At 74.4% G+C, this 22,898-nt stretch carries 3 protein-coding genes; all 3 read left to right on the forward strand.

Going from position 1 to position 22,898, the window contains the following annotated elements; translation table 11 throughout:
• Window positions 1-498 precede the first annotated feature (498 nt).
• The 3 genes from ACIBM5_RS11670 to ACIBM5_RS11680 all read left to right on the forward strand — a co-directional run bounded on the left by ACIBM5_RS11670 (window position 499) and on the right by ACIBM5_RS11680 (window position 22,881).
• Window positions 499-3,420, forward strand: coding sequence for an AAA family ATPase (locus tag ACIBM5_RS11670; RefSeq protein WP_396006661.1), 2,922 nt, complete (start codon window positions 499-501; stop codon window positions 3,418-3,420).
• A 199-nt stretch (window positions 3,421-3,619) separates the two neighbouring features.
• Window positions 3,620-13,219, forward strand: a complete 9,600-nt coding sequence (locus tag ACIBM5_RS11675) for an SDR family NAD(P)-dependent oxidoreductase (protein ID WP_396006662.1) — start codon at window positions 3,620-3,622, stop codon at window positions 13,217-13,219.
• Between the two features lie 86 nt (window positions 13,220-13,305).
• Window positions 13,306-22,881: a type I polyketide synthase gene (locus tag ACIBM5_RS11680; protein WP_396006663.1), complete on the forward strand. Its 9,576-nt coding sequence runs from the start codon at window positions 13,306-13,308 to the stop codon at window positions 22,879-22,881.
• The last annotated feature ends 17 nt before the right edge of the window (window positions 22,882-22,898 follow it).

The following is a 22,898-nucleotide window of genomic DNA, read 5'->3' on the forward strand; positions in this document are numbered from 1 at the left end:
GTGCAGCTATGAAGCGAAAGTCCGGATCACCGACTCAGAGCTTTTCTACTTCTTCTTCGGAGATGGCCGTGCAGGGGACCCGTGGTGCGAGCGCCTCGCGACTCGCCCTGGTGTCCCGCCTCGACGTGGACCTCGCGCGCATGTCCAGCGGACTGTGTCGCTGAATCCGTCGTCGTAGGGATCGTTCGTCGGGTCGAGTGCTCATGTATTGCCCGGTGACGGGTGTGCCCGTCAGCGGGTGCGCATGGCCGTCGCGCCCGTACATCCGACCAGGACCGGATCGATCCCTCTCCGTTTCCGAGGTCTCCTCGGGCTCGCCGGCATGCCCGGCGGCTCCGGCGCCCCGGGCCCCGAAATCGTGCGTCCCGGTCGTATCGAGGCGTGGATATCCTGCCTCGCCGCGGACCGGGGGTGGTACGCGCGTGGGGAAATATTAATCAGAGTTAATAGCGAATTCAACACGCGGAAACGCATGGATTTCCGCCGGGGGAGTGGCACGTGTTTTTCGTGGGGCGAACCGAGGAACTCAGCCGATTGGATACCGCCCGGGCCCGCTGCGCGACGGGCGTCGGCGGCGTGACCACCGTCTGCGGACCCGTGGCGGTCGGCAAGACCGCCCTCCTGCACGCCTTCGGCGATCGGCCCGCGAACGACGACGCCCTCTTCCTGCGTGCCGTGGGCACCCCGATGGAACAGGACTTCCCGCTCGGCGTGGTCCGCCAACTGGTCCAGTCCGCGCCCCTGGCGGACGCGGACGCGCAGCGGATCGGCAGGCTCCTGGACGACGGCGCGTACACCGCCGCCTTCGGCGGAACCGACGCGTTGGATGCGACCACGGTGCGTGCGGTGCACGAACTGTGCGCGGTGATCCTGGCGTTGGCCGTCGCGAACCCGGTCGTGGTGGTGGTGGACGACATCCAGCACGCCGACCCGGTGTCCCTGCAATTCCTGGCCCACCTGATCCGTCGGATCCGCAGCGCGGCGGTTCTGGTGTTGCTCGGCGAGCGCGAGCACGCCGCCGCGCCCTCGGCCGCCTTCGCCGCGTTCTCCGCGGACGTCGAACGCCAGCCGCACCACCAGCGGATCCGCCTGGGACTGCTCGGCAAGGGCCCGATCACCGAACTGCTCGGTCACCACCTCGGCCCGGTCGCCGCCGCCCGGCTGTCCGCCGACGTGCTCGAACTCAGCGGCGGCAACCCGCTGTTGGTCCGCGCCTTACTGGAGGACATGGGCCCCGGGGCGCGCTCCGACCCGGCGCGGCGCCCGTTGCGGCCCACCGTCGCGGACGCGTACTGCCGGGCCGTGGTCGGCTGCCTCTACCGGCTCGACCCGGCCACCGTGCAGGTCGCACGCGGACTGGCCGTGCTCGGCGAATCCGAGACCACCGAGGGCCTGGCCGAACTGCTCGAACTCGAACCCGCCACGGCCACCCGCGCCGCGCGCACCCTCAACGACGCCGGCCTGGTGGCCTGCGGCAGATTCCGCGACGACCGGGCCCGGTCGGCGGTGCTGGACACGATGACCCGCCCGGATCGCGAGCGCGCGCACGGCCGGGCGGCGACCCTGCTGCACATCGACGGCGCCCCCTCCGAGTCGGTCGCCAAACACCTCGCGGGCGCCGGGGACTTCCGCGCCCCGTGGGCGGTGCGCACGCTGCGCGAAGCGGCCGAGACGGTGGTCGCCGAGGGCGATCTGCGGCTCGCCGTGGACTACCTCAAGCTGGCCGAACGCATCGCGCCGGACGAATGCACCCGGGTGTCGATCAAGGCATTCCTGATCGGCCTGGAATGGCTGGTCAACCCGGCCGCCGCGGCCCGACACGTGCCGTGGCTGGCCACCGCCGTACGGGACGGCCGGCTCGGCGGGCGCGACGCGCTGGTGTGCGTGCGCTACCTGGCCTGGTACGGCCGACTCGACGAGGCCAAGGCCGTGATCGACGCCGGTTGGCGGTCCTGCGCGCCCGGCGAGGCGGACGCATGGGTCACCGCCGCCGAGGCCCGCGCCGCCCGGACCTGGCTCAAGTACTGGTATCCGGCCGGGGACGCGGGCCCACCCGGGCCCGAACCGGAGGTGTCCCCGCTGCCCGCGACCATCGGCCGGATCGAGGGGCTGGATCTGCTGACCGCCGTACTGGCCGGCCGGCTCGGCGGCGACCAGGTGTACGACCGCGCCGAACGCATCCTGCGCGGCTCGCGCCTGGAGGACGCCACGGTGGAGTCGCTCACCTCCACGCTGACCGCGCTCGTCTACGCCGATCGGGCCGCGCAGGCGCAGGAGTGGTGCGTCGCGCTGATCGACCGGGCCGCCGCCCGGCGCAGCCCGATCGCCCATGCCCTGCTCGCCGCGGTGCTCGGCGAGATCGCGGTCCGTCAGGGCGACCTGCTCGGCGCCGAGGACAGCGCCAAGACCGCGCTGACCCGGATCGTGCCGGAGGGCTGGGGGGTTGCGGTGGGCGTCCCGCTGGCCGCGCGGATCTCCTCGGCGGTGGCCCGGGGCGACCACGAGCAGGCCGCGCGCTACCTGGAACTGCCGGTCCCGGGGGCCATGTTCCGCACCCCGGCCGGACTGCACTACCTGCACGCGTGCGGCCGGTACAACCTGGCCACCGGCCGCCCCGACGCGGCCCTGCACGACTTCATGTCCTGCGGCGAGCTGATGACGGCGTGGCGGATGGACCTGCCCGGGATCGTGCCGTGGCGGGTCGAGGCGGCCCGCGCCCACGTGCGCTTGGGCGACCCGGACGCGGCCCGGGAACTGCTCGCGGACCAGTTCGAGCGATTGCCCGACGAGCCGTCCCGCACCCGGGGACTCGCGCTGGGCGTCCAGGCCTCGGTCGTCGAACTGCGGCGCCGACCCGCGCTGTTGTGGGAGGCGATCCGCGAACTCCAGGCCTGTGGCGATCGCTTCGAGCTGTCCTTGGTCTTCGCCGACCTGGGCGACGCGTACCGCGAGCTGGGCGAGTTCGGCCGGGCAAGGCGCGCGGCGCAGCGGGCCCGGCAGTTGTCCGAGATGTGCCAGGCCGCACCGCCGCGGACCCTGGTGCGGACCGAGCGGCTGGCCGCGGTACCCGACCGGGACGGCGCGATACCCGAGGCGCCGGAGCCGGCGCCGCTGCACGAACCGGCCCGGATCGGCGAGTCCGGCCGGGTCGCCGAGCCCGGTCGGGTGCGCGCGCCGGAGCCGCCCGCGATGGTCGCGGAGCCCTCCGGCGTCGAGGAACAGTCGGGCGCGGGGTTGAGCGACGCCGAGCGCCGGGTCGCGGCACTGGCCGCACAGGGTCAGACCAACCGGGAGATCTCGCGTCGGTTGTTCATCACGGTCAGCACCGTCGAACAACACCTGACCAGGGTCTATCGCAAACTCGGCGTGGCCCGCCGACTGGACCTGCCGCCCTGGCTGGAGGAGGAGATCGCGGGCTGAACGGCCCCCGACCGGGAGTGGGACCGGCTCTGCCGCGCCGACGCGCGGCGGATTCGGAACACCCCGGTCGGGGGCCCTTTCGTGGGTCCTCGCCTGTGGGGTCGGTAGGGGATCGACAGGGGTTATCGGGGTGGGGTGCGCCGGACGAATCTGGAGACCGTTCGGCGCAGTCGTCGCCGTTCGGGATCGGACCGTTCGGATGAGGGGCGAGCACTCCGCGATGATGAGCCGCGAGAACACCACCGGCAAGAGCGACCGGCACGGCACCGCGATCGCCGTCATCGGGACGGCGTGCCGGCTGCCGGGCGCCGCCGACCCCGCCGCGTTCTGGGAGCTGCTGCGCGAGGGCGCCGCCGCGGTGGGCGAGCCCACCGCGGCGCGTCGACGCGGCGCCGAACTGCGGCCCGGGGGCTACCTGGACCGGGTCGACGCCTTCGACGCGGCGTTCTTCGGGATCTCGCCGCGCGAGGCGGACGCGATGGACCCGCACCAGCGGCTGTTCCTCGAACTCGGGTGGGAGGCCGCCGAGGATGCCGGCCTCCCACCCGGATCCCTGGCCGGCACCCGGGCCGGGGTCTTCGTCGGCGCGATCGCCAACGACTGGTCCACGGTCGTCCACCGGCACGGCACCGATGCGATCACCCGACACACCTTCACCGGCGTCGCCCGCGGCCTGATCGCCAACCGGCTGTCCTGGGCCCTGGATCTGGGCGGCCCGAGCCTGACCGTCGACACCGCGCAGTCCTCCTCGCTGGTCGCGGTCCACCTGGCCTGCGAGAGCCTGCGCAGCGGCGAGTCGACCGTCGCGTTCGCCGGCGGCGTGCACCTCAACCTGGCGCCGGAGAGCACCGTGGCCGCGGAACGCTTCGGCGGCCTCTCGGCCGACCACCGCTCGTTCACCTTCGACGAACGGGCCAACGGCTTCGTGCGCGGCGAGGGCGGCGCGGTGGTGCTGCTCAAGCCGCTGGAGGCGGCACTGGCCGACGGCGACCCGATCCACGCGGTCATCCACGGCAGCGCGATCACCAGCGACGGCGACACCGACGGATTCACCGTGCCGGACGCCGGCGCGCAGACGGACGTGCTGCGCCGGGCGGCCCACGCGGCGGGCATCACCCCCGAACGGATCCAGTACGTCGAACTGCACGGCACCGGCACCCGGGTCGGCGACCCGATCGAGGCCGCCGCCCTGGGCGAGGCGTACGGCGCGGGGCGAACGGGCGCCGATCGGGTCGCGGTCGGCTCGGCCAAGACCAACGTCGGCCACCTGGAGGGCGCGTCCGGCATCGTCGGCCTGCTCAAGACCGTGCTGGGCATCCGGCATCGCACCCTGCCCGCGAGCCTGAACCACACCACCCCCAACCCGGCGATCGACCTGGACGCGGCCGGCCTGCGGGTGCAGACCGAACCCGGCCCCTGGCCCCACCCGGACCGCCCCCTGCTCGCCGGGGTCAGCTCGTTCGGGATGGGCGGGACGAACTGCCACGTCGTACTGGGCGAACCGCCCGCCACCCGCTCCGCAGACCTGCCCGGGGCACGCGCGTTCACCGAGGCCGCCGCCGTGCTCCCGTGGCCGCTGTCCGCCCGCGACCCGCAGGCGCTGCGCGGCCAGGCCGAGCGGCTGCACGCGACACCGACCGCGCACACCGCGCCGCAGGACGTCGCGCTGACCCTGGCCGCCGGCCGGACCGCGTTCGAGCACCGGGCCGTCGTACTCGGCGCAGACCCCGCCGAACTCGTCGAAGCCACCGCCGCGTTGGCCGCCGGACTGCCGACCGCCCGGGCGGTGACCGGCCGCGCCCGCCCGCACACCTCGACCGTGTTCGTCTTCCCCGGCCAGGGCTCGCAATGGATCGGCATGGCCGGCGAACTGCTGAACGCCTCGCCGGTGTTCGCCGCGCACCTGGACGCCTGCGCCGACGCGCTCGCGGCACACGTGGACTGGTCGCCGCACGACGTCCTGCGCGACGCACCCGGCGCGGCCTCCCTGGAGCGGGTGGACGTGGTACAGCCCGTGCTGTTCGCCGTGATGGTCTCGCTGGCCCGACTGTGGGAGGCGTTCGGGGTCCGCCCGGACGCGGTGATCGGGCATTCGCAGGGCGAGATCGCCGCCGCGCACATCGCCGGCGCGCTGACCCTGGCCGACGCGGCCCGCCTGGTGGCCCGACGCAGCCGACTGCTGGCCGGCCTCGCGCCCGGCGGCGGCATGGCCTCGATCCCGCGCCCCGCCGACGAGGTGCGCACCAAGCTCGGCGACCGGGCCGACCGGGTGGGCATCGCGGCGGTCAACGGCCCCGCGTCCACGGTGGTCTCCGGCGACCGGGACGCGCTGGACGCACTGCTCGCCGAGTACACCGCCGCCGGTGTGGATGTGCGGGTCATCCCGGTCGACTACGCCTCGCACTCGCCGCACGTGGAACCGCTGCGCGCCGACCTGACCCGCGAACTCGCCGGGATCGAACCGGCGCCGAGCCCGATCGTGTTCTACTCCACCGTCACCGGCGGCCCGCTGGAGACCACCGAACTGGACGCCGACTACTGGTACCGCAACCTGCGCGGCACGGTGCGCTTCGACGACGCGGTCCGCGCCGCGCTCGCCGACGGCCGGCGCACCTTCGTCGAGGCGAGCCCGCACCCCGTGCTGACCATGGGACTTCGGCAGATCCTGGACGCGGACGAGACCGCCGGCGCGCACGCGCTGACCGTGGGCACACTGCGCCGCGGCGACGGCGGCCCGCGCCGATTCTCGACCTCGCTGGCCCAGGTGTACGTACACGGCACCCCGGTGGACTGGACCGCCGCGCTGCCGGCGAGCGCCCGACGCACCGCGCTGCCCACGTACGCCTTCCTGCGCACCCCGCACTGGATCGCCGAACCCGCCGAACCCACCACCGCTTTGCCGGCCGCCGCTCCCGACATCGCCGCGCGGTCGGCCGCACCCGAGGACCCGGCCACCGAGCCGGCGTCGGCCGCCGCGACCGGGCCCGATCCGCTGACCCTGGTCCGCGCCACCGCCGCCGTCGTGCTGGGCTACGCCGGCCCGGGTGCGGTCGACCCGGACCGCACGTTCAAGGACCTCGGCTTCGACTCGGTCGGCGCGCTGGAGTTCCGCGACCGGCTGGCCGCCGCGAGCGGGACCCGGCTGTCCGCCTCGCTGACGTTCGACCACCCGACCCCCCGGGCGGTGGCCCGCCGACTCGCGGACCACACGGCCGGCACCGTGCCCGCCGGCGCGGGACCGTCCGGGGCCGCACCGGCGCCGGTCGCGCACGAGGACGACCCGATCGTCGTCGTCGCGGCCGGCGGCCGGTGGCCCGGCGGCGCGGACACCCCCGAGGCGCTGTGGGACCTGCTCGCCGAGGGGACGGACACGATCGGACCCTTCCCGAACAACCGCGGCTGGGACCTGGACGCGCTCTACGATCCCGAACTGGCCAGGCCCGGCACGTCCTCCGTGCGCGCGGGCGGCTTCCTCTACGACGCCGACGCGTTCGACCCCGGCTTCTTCGGGATCAGCCCGCGCGAGGCGGCCGCGATGGACCCGCAGCAGCGCCTGCTCCTGGAGACCGCCTGGGAGGTGGTCGAGCGGGCCGGCATCGCGCCGAGCACGCTGCGCGGCACCCGGGCGGGTGTGTTCGTCGGCGCCATGCCGCAGGACTACGGACCGCGCCTGCACGAGGCACCCGAGGGCTACGGCGGCCACCTGCTCACCGGCAGCCTGAGCAGCGTCGCCTCCGGCCGGTTGGCCTACACGCTGGGCCTGGAGGGTCCGGCCCTGACCATCGATACCGCGTGCTCCTCGTCCCTGGTCGCCCTGCACCTCGCGGTGCGGGCGCTGCGGGCGGGCGAATGCACCCTGGCGCTGGCCGGCGGCGTCACGGTGATGTCCACGCCGGGCATGTTCACCGAGTTCAGCCGCCAGCACGGGCTCGCCCCGGACGGGCGGTGCAAGCCGTTCTCGGCGGCCGCCGACGGCACCGCGTGGGCCGAGGGCGTCGCGCTGGTCCTGGTGGAGCGGCTGTCCGACGCCCGTCGCCTGGGCCACCCGGTACTCGCGGTGGTGCGCGGCAGCGCGGTCAACCAGGACGGCGCGTCCAACGGGCTGACCGCCCCCAACGGCCCGGCCCAGCAGCGGGTGATCCGCCAGGCGCTGGCCGACGCCCGGCTGACCCCGGCCGAGGTCGACGCGGTCGAGGCGCACGGCACCGGGACCACACTCGGCGACCCGATCGAGGCGGAAGCGCTGCTCGCCACCTACGGTGCGGACCGTCCCGACGATCGCCCGCTCCTGCTCGGCTCGGTCAAATCCAACCTCGGACACACCCAGGCCGCCGCCGGGGTGACCGGCGTGATCGCCCTGATCGAGGCGATGCGGCACGGCGAGCTCCCACGCACCCTGCACCTGGACGCACCGTCCCCGCACGTGGACTGGTCCCGCGGCGGCGTCGAGCCGCTCGCCGCACGGACCGCCTGGCCACGGCACGATCGGCCGCGCCGCGCGGCGGTGTCCTCGTTCGGGATCAGCGGCACCAACGCACACGTCATCCTGGAGCAGGCCCCGCCGACCCCGCCCTCGACCGGTACCGACCAGGGCGGCCCGTGGTTGTTGTCCGCCGCGAGCGAGGAAGCGCTGGGCGCCCAGGCGGCCCGGCTGCGCACCCACCTCGCCGACCACCCGGACGCCTCCCTCGGCGACGTGGGCTTGACGCTCGCCGACGGTCGGGACACCTTCGCCCACCGTGCGGTGGTCACCGGAACCGGCCGAGTGGACCTGCTGCGCGGTCTCGACGCACTGGTCGACGGAGTCGACGCGGCGAACCTGATCCGCGGCGAGGCCCGACCGGCCGGGTCGCTCGCCGTGCTGTTCGCCGGCCAGGGCAGCCAGCGTGTCGGCATGGGCCGCGAACTGTACGCGGCGGAGCCGGTGTTCGCCCGCGCCCTGGACGAGGTACTGGTGCACCTGGACGCCGCCCTCGGCCGCCCCCTGCGCGACCTGCTGTTCGCCGCGCCGGACAGCCCCGAGGCCGCGCTGCTGCACGAAACCGAATACACCCAGCCCGCGCTGTTCGCGGTGGAGACCGCGCTGTACCGCCTCGCCGAGTCGTACGGGATCCGCGCCGACCATCTGATCGGCCACTCGATCGGCGAACTGACCGCCGCGCACGTCGCCGGCGTGCTCACCCCGGCCGACGCCGCGACCCTGGTGGTGGCCCGCGGCCGGTTGATGGGCGGTCTGCCGGCCACCGGCGCGATGATCGCACTCCAGGGCACCGAGGAGGAGATCGCCGAACTGGTCGCCGGACACGAGGCGCACGCGGGCATCGCGGCGATCAACAGCCCCGATTCCGTGGTCGTATCCGGTACCGCCGAGATCGTCGAAGAGCTGGCGGCGCGATGGGGCGCGACCGGTCGCAAGAGCAAACGACTCCGGGTCAGTCACGCGTTCCACTCGCCGCACATGGACGCCGTCCTGGCCGAGTTCCGCACCGTCGCGGCGGGCCTGCGCTTCGCCGCACCGCGCATCCCGATCGTGTCCAACCTGACCGGAGCGGTGGCCGACGCCGCCGAACTGGCCGACCCGGACTACTGGGTTCGGCACATCCGCGAGGCGGTCCGGTTCCGCGACGGCATCCGTACCCTCGCCGAACTCGGCACCACCACCTACCTCGAACTCGGCCCCGACGCCGTGCTCACCGCACTGACCCTGGCAAGCCTGGACGACCCCGCGCCGGTGGTGCTCTCCGCACTGCGCGCCGACCGCCCCGAAGCACGCACCTTCACCGACGCCCTGGCCCGCCTGCACGTCACCGGCACGCCGCTCGACTGGACCCCGGCCTGGGCCGGCCGCGCGGTGCGCCGGGTCGACCTGCCCACGTACGCGTTCCAGCGCCGCCGGCACTGGCTGGACGCACCGCAGCCCGCCGCCGACCCGACCTCGGCCGGATTCGACCCGAGCGAACACCCGCTGCTCGGCGCGGGCTTCGAACACGCGGACGGCTCCGGCCGGGTGTGGACCGGCGTGTTGTCCGCCCGGACCCCGTGGCTGGCCGAGCACGCCGTGCACGACACGATCCTGCTGCCCGGCACCGCCTTCGTCGATCTGGCGCTGTACGCCGCCGCGCAGGTCGGTGCCGGCGGCATCGACGAACTCGTGCTGGCCGCACCGCTGGTGCTGCCCGCGGACGGCACCGTGCGGATCGAACTCGCGGTGGGCGCCGCGGACGCGGACGGCACCCGACCGGTGACCGTGCACTCGCGTACCGCCGATGCCGGCGACTGGACCCGGCACGCCGCCGGCCGGCTGACCCCGGCCGAAACCGCCGAAACCGGCCGGGCACAGGGCGTGTGGCCGCCGTCGGACGCCGTGCCGGTCGACGTCGAGGACCTGTACGGGCGGCTCGCCGACCTGGGCTACCACTACGGCCCGACCTTCCGCGGCCTGCTCGCCGCCTGGCGGCACGGTGACGACCTGCTCGTGGAGGTCGCGCTGCCGGAGTCGACCGAGGAGGCCGGCCACCGGGTCCACCCCGCACTGCTGGACGCCGCGCTGCACGGCGTGATCGGACTGCTGCCCGGCGCCGAACCGGGCGCGGCCACCCGGTTGCCGTTCGCGTGGGCCGGGGTCGCCGCACACGCGGCGGGCGCCCGCGAACTGCGGGTGCGGATCGCCCCGATCGGCCCCGACGCGGTCGCGCTGACCGCGGCCGACGCCGAGGGTACGCCCGTGCTGTCGATCGACCGGCTGACCCTGCGGGCGATCCCGGCCGAGCGGCTCGGCGCGCGGCCGGCGGCTGCGGGGGACTCCTGGTTTCAGGTGCACTGGGTGCCGGTGCCGGGGGTGGTGCCGAGCCCGAGCCCGGCGTCGGGCGCCGATGCCGATGCCGAGGCCGAGGCCGAGGCCGAGCAGGGTCGCTGGGTCGTGCTCGGGAGCGGGGGGTCGGGCCCACTCGGAGACGCCGTGCGATCCGCGGCGTTCGGTCGGCCGGTGGAGGTGCACGCCGACCTTGCCGCGCTGCGCACCGCGCTCGTCGGCGGGGCGACTCCGCCCGCCTACGTGCTGGTGCCCTTCGATCGGCCGATCCCGGCCCTGGGCACCGTCGTCGCCACCCACGCGGTGACCGAGCGGGCCGTCATGCTGCTGCGCGAATGGTCGGCCGAACCACGCCTGGCCGACATCGAACTCGTCCTGGTCACCCACGAGGCGGTCGCCACCCACGCCGGCGAGGACGTCCGCGATCTGACCGCCGCCGGCCTGTGGGGCCTGGTCCGCGCGGCGGCGGGCGAACACCTCGGCCGACTGCGCCTGCTCGACCTGGACCGACACCCCGACTCGGCCGCCGCTGTGCCGGCGGCGCTGGCCGGCGGCGAACCGCACCTCGCCCTGCGCGGCGGCGCGATCCTGGCACCGCGACTGGCACCGATACGTCCCGAGGACGCGCTCGAACCGCCCGCCCCGCCCGCTCCCTGGCGCCTGGACGTGACCGAGCCCGGCAGCATCGACAACATCGCGCTGCTGCCCGCCCCCGAGGCCGCCGCACCCCTGGCGCCCGGCCAGGTGCGGATCGCGGTGCGCGCGGCCGGGTTGAACTTCCGCGACGTGCTGATCGCGCTCGGCGGATACCCCGGCGCCGCCCGGATCGGCGCGGAGGGCGCCGGCCGGGTCCTGGAGGTCGGCCCGGACGTGACCGAACTCGCGGTCGGCGACCGGGTGATGGGTCTGCTGCCCGGCATCCTGGGCTCGCACGCCGTGGTCGACCACCGCATGCTCACCCCGATCCCGGCGGGCTGGACCTACGCCCAGGCCGCGACCGTGCCGGTGGCGTTCCTGACCGCCTACCACGGCCTGATCGAGCTGGCCGGCCTACGACCGGGCGAATCGGTACTGGTCCACGCCGCCACCGGCGGAGTCGGCACGGCCGCGGTGCAACTGGGCCGACACCTGGGCGCCGACGTCTACGGCACGGCAAGCCCGGCCAAGTGGCCCACACTGCGCGCCCAAGGGCTGGCCGACGACCGGATCGCCTCCTCGCGCACCCTCGACTTCGAGGCCGGCTTCCGTGCCGCGACCGCGGGACGCGGCATCGATGTCGTACTCAACTCGCTGGCCCGCGAATTCACCGACGCCTCACTGCGGTTGCTCGCGCCCGCCGGCCGGTTCGTCGAGATGGGCAAGACCGACCCGCGCGAGCCGGCCGCGGTCGCCGCCGCGCACCCGGGCGTCGACTACCGCGCCTTCGACCTGCTGACCCTGGAACCGGCCCGGATCGGCCGGATGCTTCGGGTATTGGCGCCGCTGTTCGCGGCCGGCACGCTCACCCCACTGCCGGTGACCGCGTGGGACATCCGACACGGCGTGCGGGCGCTGCGCCGGCTGAGCTCGGCCCGACACACCGGCAAGCTGGTACTGACCGTCCCGCCCGTACCCGGGGGCCTCGACCCGACCGGCACCGTGCTGATCACCGGCGGCACCGGCGCGCTCGGCGCACTCGCCGCCCGCCGGCTGGTCACCCGGCACGGCGCCCGCCGGCTGCTGCTGGTCGGCCGGACCGGACCCGCAGCCCCCGGAGCCGACGAACTGCGCGCCGAACTGGCCGCATCGGGCGCCGACGTGCGGATCGCCGCGTGCGACGTGGCCGACCCGACCGCCCTCGCCGAGCTGCTTGCCGCCATCCCGGCCGCCCACCCGCTCACCGCCGTCGTGCACACCGCCGGCGTGGTCGCGGACGGCGCGCTCACCACCACCGACCCCGAGCGGCTGCACGCCGTGCTGCGGCCCAAGGTGGACGCCGCGTGGAACCTGCACACCCTCACCGCCGACCTGGACCTGTCCGCGTTCGTGCTGTACTCGTCGGCCGTCGGCGTACTCGGCAACCCCGGCCAGTCGGCCTACGCCGCCGCCAACACGTTCCTGGACGCGCTCGCCCACCACCGACACAGCCACGGCCTGCCCGCGACCTCGATCGCATGGGGCCACTGGGCCGAGGCCGGCGGCCTGGCGGCGCACCTGACCGACGTGGACCGCCGCCGGATGGCGGGCAGCGGACTGGCCCCGATGAGCACCGAAACCGGCCTCGACCTGTTCGACCGCGCACTGGACACACCACTGCCCGCCCCGCTCGCGGCCCGGCTCGACACCGGCGCGCTGCGTCCGGACGCGGCCACCGAACTCCTGGCCGACGTGGCTCGCGCGGCCACCCCCGGGCGGGTACCCGCACAACGCGGCGCCCCGACACGCGCGGGCGCGGTCCGCAGGCCCGCGGCCGGGATCCGGGAGCGGCTCGCGGGCCGCCCGGTGGACGAACAGCGGCGCGAGTTGCTGCTGTTCGTCCGGGTCACCGCGGCAACCATCCTCGGGCACGACGGCCCGGCCGCGATCAAGCCCGAACGCGGCTTCCTGGAGACCGAGTTCGATTCGCTGGGCGCGATCGAGCTGCGCAACCGGATCAACGCCGGCACCGGTCTGGAGCTGCCCTCCACGCTGATCTTCGACCACCCCACGCCGATTGCGCTGGCCGAGCACCTGCGCGAGCGCCTGTTCGCCGTGACACCGCCCCCGGCTGCCGGCTCGCTGCTCGCCGAACTCGATCGGTGGCAGGTCTCGTTGACCGACCTGCTGGCCGACGGCGCGGTCCCGGACGAGGACTTCCGCACCGGCGCGGTCAGTCGGCTGTACGACCTGCTGGGTCGGCTCGGGGCCGCCGCTCCAGGGGATCCGACCACGGCGCTGATCGAACAGCTCGGCGCGGGCGGCGACGACGAGCTCTTCGACTTCATCGACAACGAACTCGGCATCTCCTGAACCCGGCCGACCCACCGCCCCGCGGGGCGCCCAGTACTCGCACCACGACCACGGCGAAGCCGCCGCACGGAAAAGGCAGATACCCCATGGCGAACGAAGAGAAGCTGCGTGACTACCTCACCCGGGTGACCGCCGACCTGCACCAGGCCCGGCGCAGGCTGCGGGAGAACGAGGAAGCCCGGAACGAGCCGATCGCCGTGGTCGGGATCGGCTGCCGACTGCCCGGCGGCGTGCACTCGGCGGCGGACCTGTGGCAGCTGGTGGCCGAGGGCCGCGACGCGATCGGCGGCTTTCCCACCGACCGCGGCTGGGACCTGGACGGCCTGTACGACGCGGACCCGGACGCGGTCGGCAAGACGTACACGCGTCAGGGCGGATTCCTCTACGACGCGCCGGAGTTCGACGCCTCCTTCTTCGGCCTCTCGCCCCGCGAGGCACTCGGGGCGGACCCCCAGCAGCGGCTGCTCCTGGAGACCGCGTGGGAGGCACTGGAGGACGCCGGGATCGACCCGGCGGCCGTTCGCGGTTCGGCGACCGGGGTGTTCGCCGGCGTGATCGCGCAGGAGTACACCCCGCGCCTGTACAAGACCACGCCCGACCGGGTGGACGGCTACGTGTTGACCGGCAGCACCACGAGCGTGGCGTCCGGCCGGATCTCCTACACCTTCGGCTTCGAGGGCCCGGCCGTCACGGTGGACACCGCATGCTCGTCCTCGCTCGTCGCGCTGCACCTGGCCGCCCAGTCGCTGCGCTCGGGCGAGTGCAGTCTCGCGCTCGCGGGCGGCGCGACGGTGATGGCCTCGCCCGGGATGTTCGTCGAGTTCGCCCGCCAGCGGGGTCTGTCGGCGGACGGCCGCTGCAAGGCGTTCGCGGGCGCCGCGGACGGCACCGGCTGGGCCGAGGGCGTGGGACTGCTCGTCCTGGAACGGCTCTCCGACGCGCGCCGGGCCGGACGCCGGGTGCTCGCGGTGATCCGCGGGAGCGCGGTCAACCAGGACGGCACCAGCAGTCAACTGACCGCCCCCAACGGCCCGGCGCAGCAGCGGGTGATCCGCAGCGCGTTGGCGAACGCGGGCCTGACTCCGGCCGACGTGGACGTGGTCGAGGCACACGGCACCGGCACCCGGCTCGGCGACCCGATCGAGGCGCAGGCCCTGCTGGCCACCTACGGCCGCGACCGTGCTCCGGAACGGCCGCTGTGGCTGGGCTCGTTGAAGTCCAACATCGGGCATGCGCAGGCCGCCGCCGGGGTGGCGGGCGTGATCAAGATGGTCCAGGCGCTTCGGCACGGCGTACTGCCCGAAACGCTGCACGTGGACGAGCCCACGTCGCACGTGGACTGGTCCTCGGGCGGCGTACGACTCCTGACCCGGGCTCAGCCGTGGCCGGAGACCGGGGCACCGCGTCGGGCCGCCGTCTCCGCCTTCGGGGTCAGCGGCACCAACGCGCACGTGATCCTGGAACTGCCGGACGAGGACGGCGAGTCGGCGCCGGTTCGGGCGCAGGCGTCCGCGCCGTCGACTCCCTGGGTGCTCTCCGGCAAGTCGGCGCAGGCACTGCGGGCCCAGGCCGCGCGGCTGGCCGACCACCTCGACGCGCAGCCCGGCGCGGGAGCACAGGAGATCGGCTTCTCGCTCGCGACCTCGCGCTCGGTCTTCGCGGAACGCGCGGTCGTGGTCGGCGCGGCTCCGGCCGCACTGACCACCGGGCTCGATGCGCTGGCGCGCGGCGAAGCGGCACCGGGCCTGGTCACGGGCTCGGCCGACGCGGCCGGCCGGACCGTGTTCGTCTTTCCCGGACAGGGCTCGCAGTGGACCGGGATGGCCGCCGACCTGTACGCCCAGTCCCCGACCTTCGCGGCCCGCTTCGACGAGTGCGCCAAAGCGATCGAACCGCACGTCGATTGGTCGCCGGTCGAGGTGTTGACGGGTGTGTCGGGCGCGCCGTCGTTGGATCGGGTGGATGTGGTCCAGCCGGTGTTGTGGGCGGTGTTGGTGTCGTTGGCCGAGGTGTGGCGGTCCTTCGGAGTGGCCCCGGATGCGCTGGTGGGTCATTCGCAGGGGGAGATCGCGGCGGCGGTGGTGGCGGGTGGGTTGTCCCTGGAGGACGGCGCCACGGTCGTCGTGCTGCGCAGCCGGGCCATCGTCGCGCTGTCGGGTCGGGGCGGGATGGCGTCGGTGGCGTCGGCCGAGTCGGAGGTGCGGGCACGGATCGCCGGGTGGGGCGGACGGATCTCGGTCGCGGCGGTGAACGGACCGGGTCAGGTGGTCGTGTCGGGAGAGCCGGAGGCGCTCGCGGAGCTGGTCGCGGCGGTGACGGCGGAGGGTGGTCGGGCTCGCCTGATCCCAGTGGATTACGCGTCGCATTCGGCCCAGGTGGAGGAGATCCGGGAGCGGATCGTGGCCGATCTGGCCGGGATCACGCCGGTGTCCGGATCGATTCCCGTGTGGTCGACGGTGACCGACGACTGGATCGATACGGCCAGGCTGGACGGCGCGTACTGGGCGACCAACCTGCGCGAGACCGTGCGGTTCGCGGCGGCGGTGCGCGGCCTCGCGGAGGCGGACCACGGTGTGTTCGTCGAGGTGAGCCCGCACCCCGTACTCACCGCCGCGATCCAGGAAACCCTGGAGGAGGTCGGCGCGGCCGACACCGTGGTCGTCGGCACGCTGCGCCGGGACCAGGGCGACCTGGTCCGGCTGCACACCTCGCTGGCCGAGGCGTTCGTGCGCGGCGTGCCGGTCGTCTGGGACGCGGCGTTCGAGGCGGAGGCGGTCGAGCGGGTCGCCCTGCCGACCTACGCCTTCCAGCGCGAACGCTTCTGGTTGGACACGGGCGAGTACGCGCCGCCCACCGCGGCGGCCGTCGACTCGGCGTTCTGGGATCTCGTCGAGGAGGGCGACCGCGCGGGCCTGTCCGCCGCGCTGGGCGACGTCGACGGCGATCTGGCCGAGCCGCTCGGTGCGGTACTGCCCGCCCTGTCGTCATGGTGGGAGCGCCGTCGCTCCGATGCGGTCGGCGACGCGTGGCGGCACCGGATCGTCTGGCGCCCGGTGGCCGCCGCGCACGAGGGCCGACTTGCCGGGACCTGGTTGCTGCTGGTCCCGGAGGGGTTGCGGGACACGCCGTGGGCCGAGTGGTTCGGCGCCGCGCCGGCCGCCTCCGGAGCCCGGGCACTGCCCGTGGTCGTCGGGCGGGATCAGGTGGATCGCAGCGCGCTGGGTGCGCTGCTGACGGCGGCCGTGGCGGCGGCCGACGAGCCGGTCGCCGGGATCGTGTCGCTGCTCGCGCTCGCCGAGGGTCCGGTCGCCGGTTTCCCGGCGGTGCCGTGGGGCGCGGCCGCGACGGTGGCGCTGGTCCAGGGACTGGGCGACGCGGGTGTGTCGATCCCGGTGTGGGCGGTCACGAGCGGTGCGGTCTCGGTCGGCGACGAGGACCCGGTGCGGGCGCCCGAACAGGCCCAGGTATGGGGCTTCGGCGGCATCGCAGCGGCCGAACTGCCCGACCTGTGGGGCGGCCTGATCGACGTGCCGGCGGAGATTCCGGCCGACGCCGATCCCGCACGATTGGCCTCGGTGTGGTCCGGTGCGGCCGGTGAGAGCGAGGTCGCGGTCCGCGGTTCGGCGGTGTGGGCACGCCGGTTGGTCCGGGCGCCGCACGGCGCCGGTACCACCGGGTCGTGGCAACCGTCCGGGACGGTGCTGATCACCGGTGGCACCGGCGCGCTGGGCGGGCATGTGGCCCGCTGGGTCGCCGGGCGCGGGGCCGCGCACGTGCTGCTGGTGAGCAGGTCGGGAGCCGAGGCCGCCGGTGCGCCGGAACTCGCCGCGGAACTGGCCGGACTCGGCGTCCAGGTCTCCTTCGCGGCCTGCGATGTCGGCGACCGGGCCGCGCTGGCGGACGTACTCGCGGGCATCCCGGCCGAGTTCCCGCTGACCGCCGTCTTCCACGCGGCGGCCGTGCTCGACGACGGGCTGATCGCCGATCTGAGCATCGATCAACTCGACCGCGTGTTGCGGGTCAAGGTGGACGGAGCCCGCCACCTGGACGAGCTCACGCGCGACCTGGACCTGTCCGCGTTCGTGCTCTTCTCCTCGCTCGCGGGCATCTGCGGCGTGCCCGGTCAGGGCAACTACGCACCCGGCAACGCCCATCTCGACGCGTTGGCCGCCCGGCGCCGGGCCGCCGGGTTGCCCGCGACCGCGATCTCGTGGGGCCACTGGGCCGGCGGCGGGATCGCCGCGCCCGAGGTCGAGCAACGACTGGCCCGCCAGGGGCTGCGGATGCTCGACCCGGAACCGGCCGTCCGGGTACTGGGACAGGTGCTCGACGCCGACGAATCCCACCTGACGGTGTGCGACATCGACTGGGACGTGCTGTTCCGGGATCGACGCGCGCCGCTGGTGCGCGAGTTGCGGCAAACAAGCCGCCCGGATGCCGCCGCGCCCGCCACGACCCGCGCCGAACCTGGCGCCGGCGGGGACGACTTCGCGGCTCGGCTGACCGGACTCGGTGCCGCCGATCGACTGCGCTTCCTGGTCGAGGTGGTGCGCACCCAGGCGGCGGTCGTCCAGGGGCATCGCAGCGCGACCGCGGTGGATCCCGGAAAGCCGTTCCGGGAACAGGGGTTCGACTCGTTGACGGCGGTCGAGCTGCGCAATCGGCTGACCGCCGAGACCGGCCTGCGGCTGCCCGCGACGCTGGTCTTCGACTACCCGACCCCGAACGCGCTCGCCGAGTTCCTGCGCGGCGAACTTCTCGGGGAGGTCGAGACGACCCACGACGTCACCACCGCGCAGAGCGAGGCACACGCCGACGATCCGGTCGTGATCGTCGGGATGGCCTGCCGGCTGCCCGGCGGGGTGACCTCGCCGGCCGACCTGTGGCGGCTGGTGGCGGCCGGCACCGACGCCGTCGGCGAGTTCCCCACCGACCGGGGCTGGGACGTCGAGGGGCTGTACGACCCCGATCCGGACCGGGTGGGCACGTCCTACACCCGCCGCGGCGCGTTCCTGCCGGACGCGACCGAGTTCGACGCGGCCTTCTTCGGCATCTCGCCGCGCGAGGCGCTTGCCATGGATCCGCAGCAGCGGTTGCTCCTGGAGACCGCGTGGGAGGCGTTCGAGCGGGCCGGGATCAACCCCGACACGCTGGTCGGCAGCCGGACCGGCGTGTTCGCCGGAATGGCCGGCCACGACTACGGGCGCGGATCGACCGAGACGCCCCCGGGCCTGGAGGGCTACCTCGGCACCGGGAGCGCGGGCAGCGTCGCCTCCGGTCGGATCTCCTACTCGTTCGGCTTCGAGGGCCCGGCGGTGACGGTGGACACCGCGTGCTCGTCGTCGCTGGTGGCGCTGCACCTGGCCGCCCAGTCGCTGCGCTCCGGGGAGAGCGACCTCGCCCTGGCCGGGGGCGTGGCGGTGATGGCCACACCGGGCATGTTCGTCGAGTTCTCCCGGCAGCGCGGGTTGTCCGTGGACGGTCGTTGCAAGGCGTTCGCCGGTGCCGCCGACGGCACGGGCTGGGCCGAGGGCGTCGGCCTCCTGCTGCTCGAACGCCTGTCGAACGCCCGGCGCAACGGGCACCGGGTGCTGGCGGTGGTGCGCGGCAGCGCGGTGAACCAGGACGGCGCGTCGAACGGCCTGACCGCGCCGAACGGCCCTTCCCAGCAGCGGGTGATCCGCCAGGCGCTCGCGAACGCGGGGGTCTCGGCGGCCGATGTGGACGCCGTGGAGGCGCACGGAACGGGGACGACGCTGGGTGATCCGATCGAGGCGCAGGCGTTGTTGGCCACCTACGGTCAGGGACGACCGGCCGATCGGCCGCTGTGGTTGGGTTCGTTGAAGTCGAACATCGGTCATGCGCAGGCCGCCGCGGGTGTGGCGGGTGTGATCAAGATGGTCGAGGCGTTGCGGCACGGGGTGTTGCCGAAGACGTTGCACGTGGACGAGCCGAGTCCGCATGTGGACTGGTCGGCGGGCGCGGTGCGGTTGTTGACCCAGGCCCGGCCGTGGCCGGAGTCGGATCGGCCGCGTCGGGCGGCGGTGTCGGCGTTCGGGGTGAGCGGGACGAACGCCCACGTGATCCTCGAACTGCCGGAGGACGACGGTCGGCAGGTCGAGGAGCCCACGACGCGGCCCACGGGCGGCGTGTTGCCCTGGGTGTTGTCGGGTCGGACCCCGGAGGCGCTGCGGGCGCAGGCCGGCCGGATCCGAGGTGCACTGGGCGAGGACCCCGTGGACGTGGGCTTCGCACTGGTCACGTCACGCGCGCTGCTCGCCGAACGGGCCGTGCTGGTCGGCGATTCGGCCACGCGCGCGGCGGGCCTGGATGCGGTGACGCGCGGCGAGGGCGCTGCCGGCGTGGTGACCGGGTCGGCCGGGCCGCTCGGGAAGACCGTGTTCGTCTTTCCCGGACAGGGCTCGCAGTGGGCCGGCATGGCTGCCGAACTTCACTCCCAATCACCCGTGTTCGCGGCGCGATTCGAGGAATGTGCGGCGGCCCTCGCGAAATTCGTCGATTGGTCGCCGGTCGAGGTGTTGACGGGTGTGTCGGGTGCGCCGTCGTTGGATCGGGTGGATGTGGTCCAGCCGGTGTTGTGGGCGGTGTTGGTGTCGTTGGCCGAGGTGTGGCGGTCCTTCGGGGTGGCCCCGGATGCGCTGGTGGGTCATTCGCAGGGGGAGATCGCGGCGGCGGTGGTGGCGGGTGGGTTGTCCCTGGAGGACGGTGCGCGCGTGGTGGCGTTGCGCAGCCGGGCCATCGTCGCGCTGTCCGGCCGTGGTGGGATGGCGTCGGTGGCCGAGCCGGTGGCTGCGGTCCGTGAGCGGCTTGCCGGGTGGGGCGGGCGGATTTCCGTTGCGGCGGTGAACGGACCGGGTCAGGTGGTCGTCTCCGGAGAGCCGGAGGCGCTCGCGGAGCTGGTCGCGGCGGTGACGGCGGAGGGTGGTCGGGCCCGCTTGATTCCGGTGGACTATGCGTCGCATTCGGCGCAAGTCGAGGCAATCCGCGAGCGGATCGTGGCGGACCTGGCCGGGATCGCGCCCGTCTCGGGGACCGTCCCGGTGTGGTCGACGGTGACCGGTGACTGGATCGATACGGCGCAGCTGGACGGCGCGTACTGGGCTACCAATCTGCGGGAGACGGTGCGGTTCGAGGAGGCCGTGCGGGGGCTTTCGGCCGCCGGGCACGGGGTGTTCGTGGAGGTGAGTCCGCATCCGGTGTTGACGTCGGCGATCGAGGCGACGTTGGAGGAGGCGGGCGTGCCGGATCCGGTCGTGGTGGGGACGTTGCGCCGCGACCAGGGCGGCCTGCAACGCCTGTACACCTCGCTGGCCGAAGCCTTCGTCCGCGGCGTGCCGGTGGACTGGACCGCCGCGTTCGCCGGCGCTCGACCGCGCCCGGTCGATCTGCCCACGTATCCCTTCGAGCGCAGGCGCTACTGGCTCGACGCCGGGGACCAGGCCGGGTCGACCGGGTCGAAGGGCGGCGGTGCGGGATCGGTGGACACGATCGACGCGGCGTTCTGGGCGCTCGTGCAGAGCGGCGACCGGGACGGGCTGGCCGAGGCGTTGGGCTCGGACACCTCGGCGGAGTCGCTGGAGGCGGTGTTGCCCGCACTGTCCTCGTGGTGGGACCGCAGGCGCTCCGACGCCACGCTGGACGCGTGGCGGCACCGGATCGTCTGGCGCCCGGTCGGTGGTACCGAACCCGGCAGCCTGCGCGGCACCTGGTTGCTCGTGGTGCCCGAGGAGGCGGCGGCCACCGCGTGGGCGGATTTCCTGACCGCCCTGCTGGCCGACGCCGGGGCCCGGGTCGAACGGGTGCCGGTGGCGCGCGACCAGGGTGAGCGGGGGGCGCTGCGGGTCCTGTTGACGGGACGGCACGAGCCGGTCGCGGGTGTGGTGTCGCTGTTGGCCCTGGCCGAGGGCACGGTGGACGGGTTCGACGCGGTGCCGTGGGGTGCGGCGGCGACGGTGGCGCTGGTTCAGGCGCTGGACGACGCCGGTGTGCCCGCGCCGCTGTGGGCGGTCACCGGCGGTGCGGTGTCGGTGGGCGCGGCGGACCGGGTCCGGGTGCCCGAACAGGCACAGGTGTGGGGCTTCGGCGGGGTCGTCGCGGCCGAGAGCCCGCAGTCCTGGGGCGGTCTGATCGACCTGCCGGGCGAGTACCCGGGCCCCGACGCCGAAACACCCGCCTGGGCCCGCCTGGTGGCGGTGCTGGCCGGTGCGGTGGACGAGAAGGACGTCGCCGTGCGGTCGAGCGGGGTGTGGGGGCGCCGGTTGGTGCGGGCGCCGCTCGGTGCCGCGCGACCGGCCGGGACATGGCATCCGTCGGGCACCGTCCTGGTCACCGGTGGCACCGGTGCGCTGGGCGGGCGCGTTGCTCGCTGGGCGGCGGAGCGCGGGGCCGAACACGTGCTGCTGGTCAGCCGTACCGGCGCGGACGCGCCCGGTGCGGGCCGGCTGGCCGAGGAGGTGCGCGCACTGGGGGCCAGGGTGTCCTTCGCGTCGTGCGACGTGGGCGACCGGGACGCGCTGGCGGCCGTACTGGCCGCCGTTCCGGCGGAGTTCCCGCTGACCGCGGTGTTGCACGCGGCGGCGATCCTGGACGACGCGGTGATCGGCGAGTTGACCGTGGAACAGCAGCAGCGGGTGTTGCGGGTCAAGGTGGACGGCGCCCGGCACCTCGACGAACTCACCCGGGACGCGGACCTGTCGGCGTTCGTGCTGTTCTCCTCGATGGCCGGCCTGTGCGGCGTCGCCGGCCAGGGCAACTACGCGCCGGGCAACGCGTATCTGGATGCGCTCGCGGCCCGGCGTCGGGCCGACGGGTTGCCGGCGACCTCGGTGTCCTGGGGGCACTGGGCCGGTGGCGGGATCGCCGCGCCGGAGATCGAGGAGCGGCTCGGTCGACAGGGGCTGACCATGCTCGATCCGGCGCTCGCGGTCGAGGCGCTGGGGCGGATCCTGGACGCGGACGAGAGTCACCTGGCGGTGTGCGACATCGACTGGGACGTGCTGTTCCGGGGCCGTCCGCACCCGCTGGTCGCGGAACTCCTGCGCACCCCGGCGACATCGGCCGGAGCAACCGGCTCGGCCCCGGCCGCGGTCGAGACGGCGTCGGGCAGGTTGACCGCGGCGCTCGCGGAACTGGCCGAGGAGGAGCGCCGGCCGCATCTGGTCCGGCTGGTACGCGCCCAGGCGGCGATCGTGCACGGCCACCCGTCCGCCGACGCGGTGGCGCCCGGAAAGCCGTTCCGAGACCAGGGGTTCGACTCGTTGACGGCGGTCGAGCTGCGCAATCGGCTGACCGCCGAGACCGGCCTGCGGCTGCCCGCGACGCTGGTCTTCGACTACCCGACCCCGAACGCGCTCGCCGAGTTCCTGCACGGCGAACTCGTGCCGCACACGGTCCCGAGCGCCGACGTCGTGCGGGCCGAGATCGACCGGTTGGAGGAGTTGCTGGCGCATGCCGCCGCCGTCGATCCGGCCCAGCACGCGGCAACCGCGCTACGCCTGGCCGAGATCGCCGCGCGCTGGGCCGCCGGCGCGCCCGCCGACGCCCCCGACCGAGCCGAAGTCGCGAGCATCGCCGAGGAGATCGACTCGGCCGGCGACGAGGAGCTCATCGAATTCATCGGCAAGCAGTTCGGCATCTCCTGACTTGTCGGTCCCTGCGA

It is taken from the genome of Embleya sp. NPDC050493 (genome assembly GCF_044458105.1).
Lineage (GTDB): Bacteria > Actinomycetota > Actinomycetes > Streptomycetales > Streptomycetaceae > Embleya.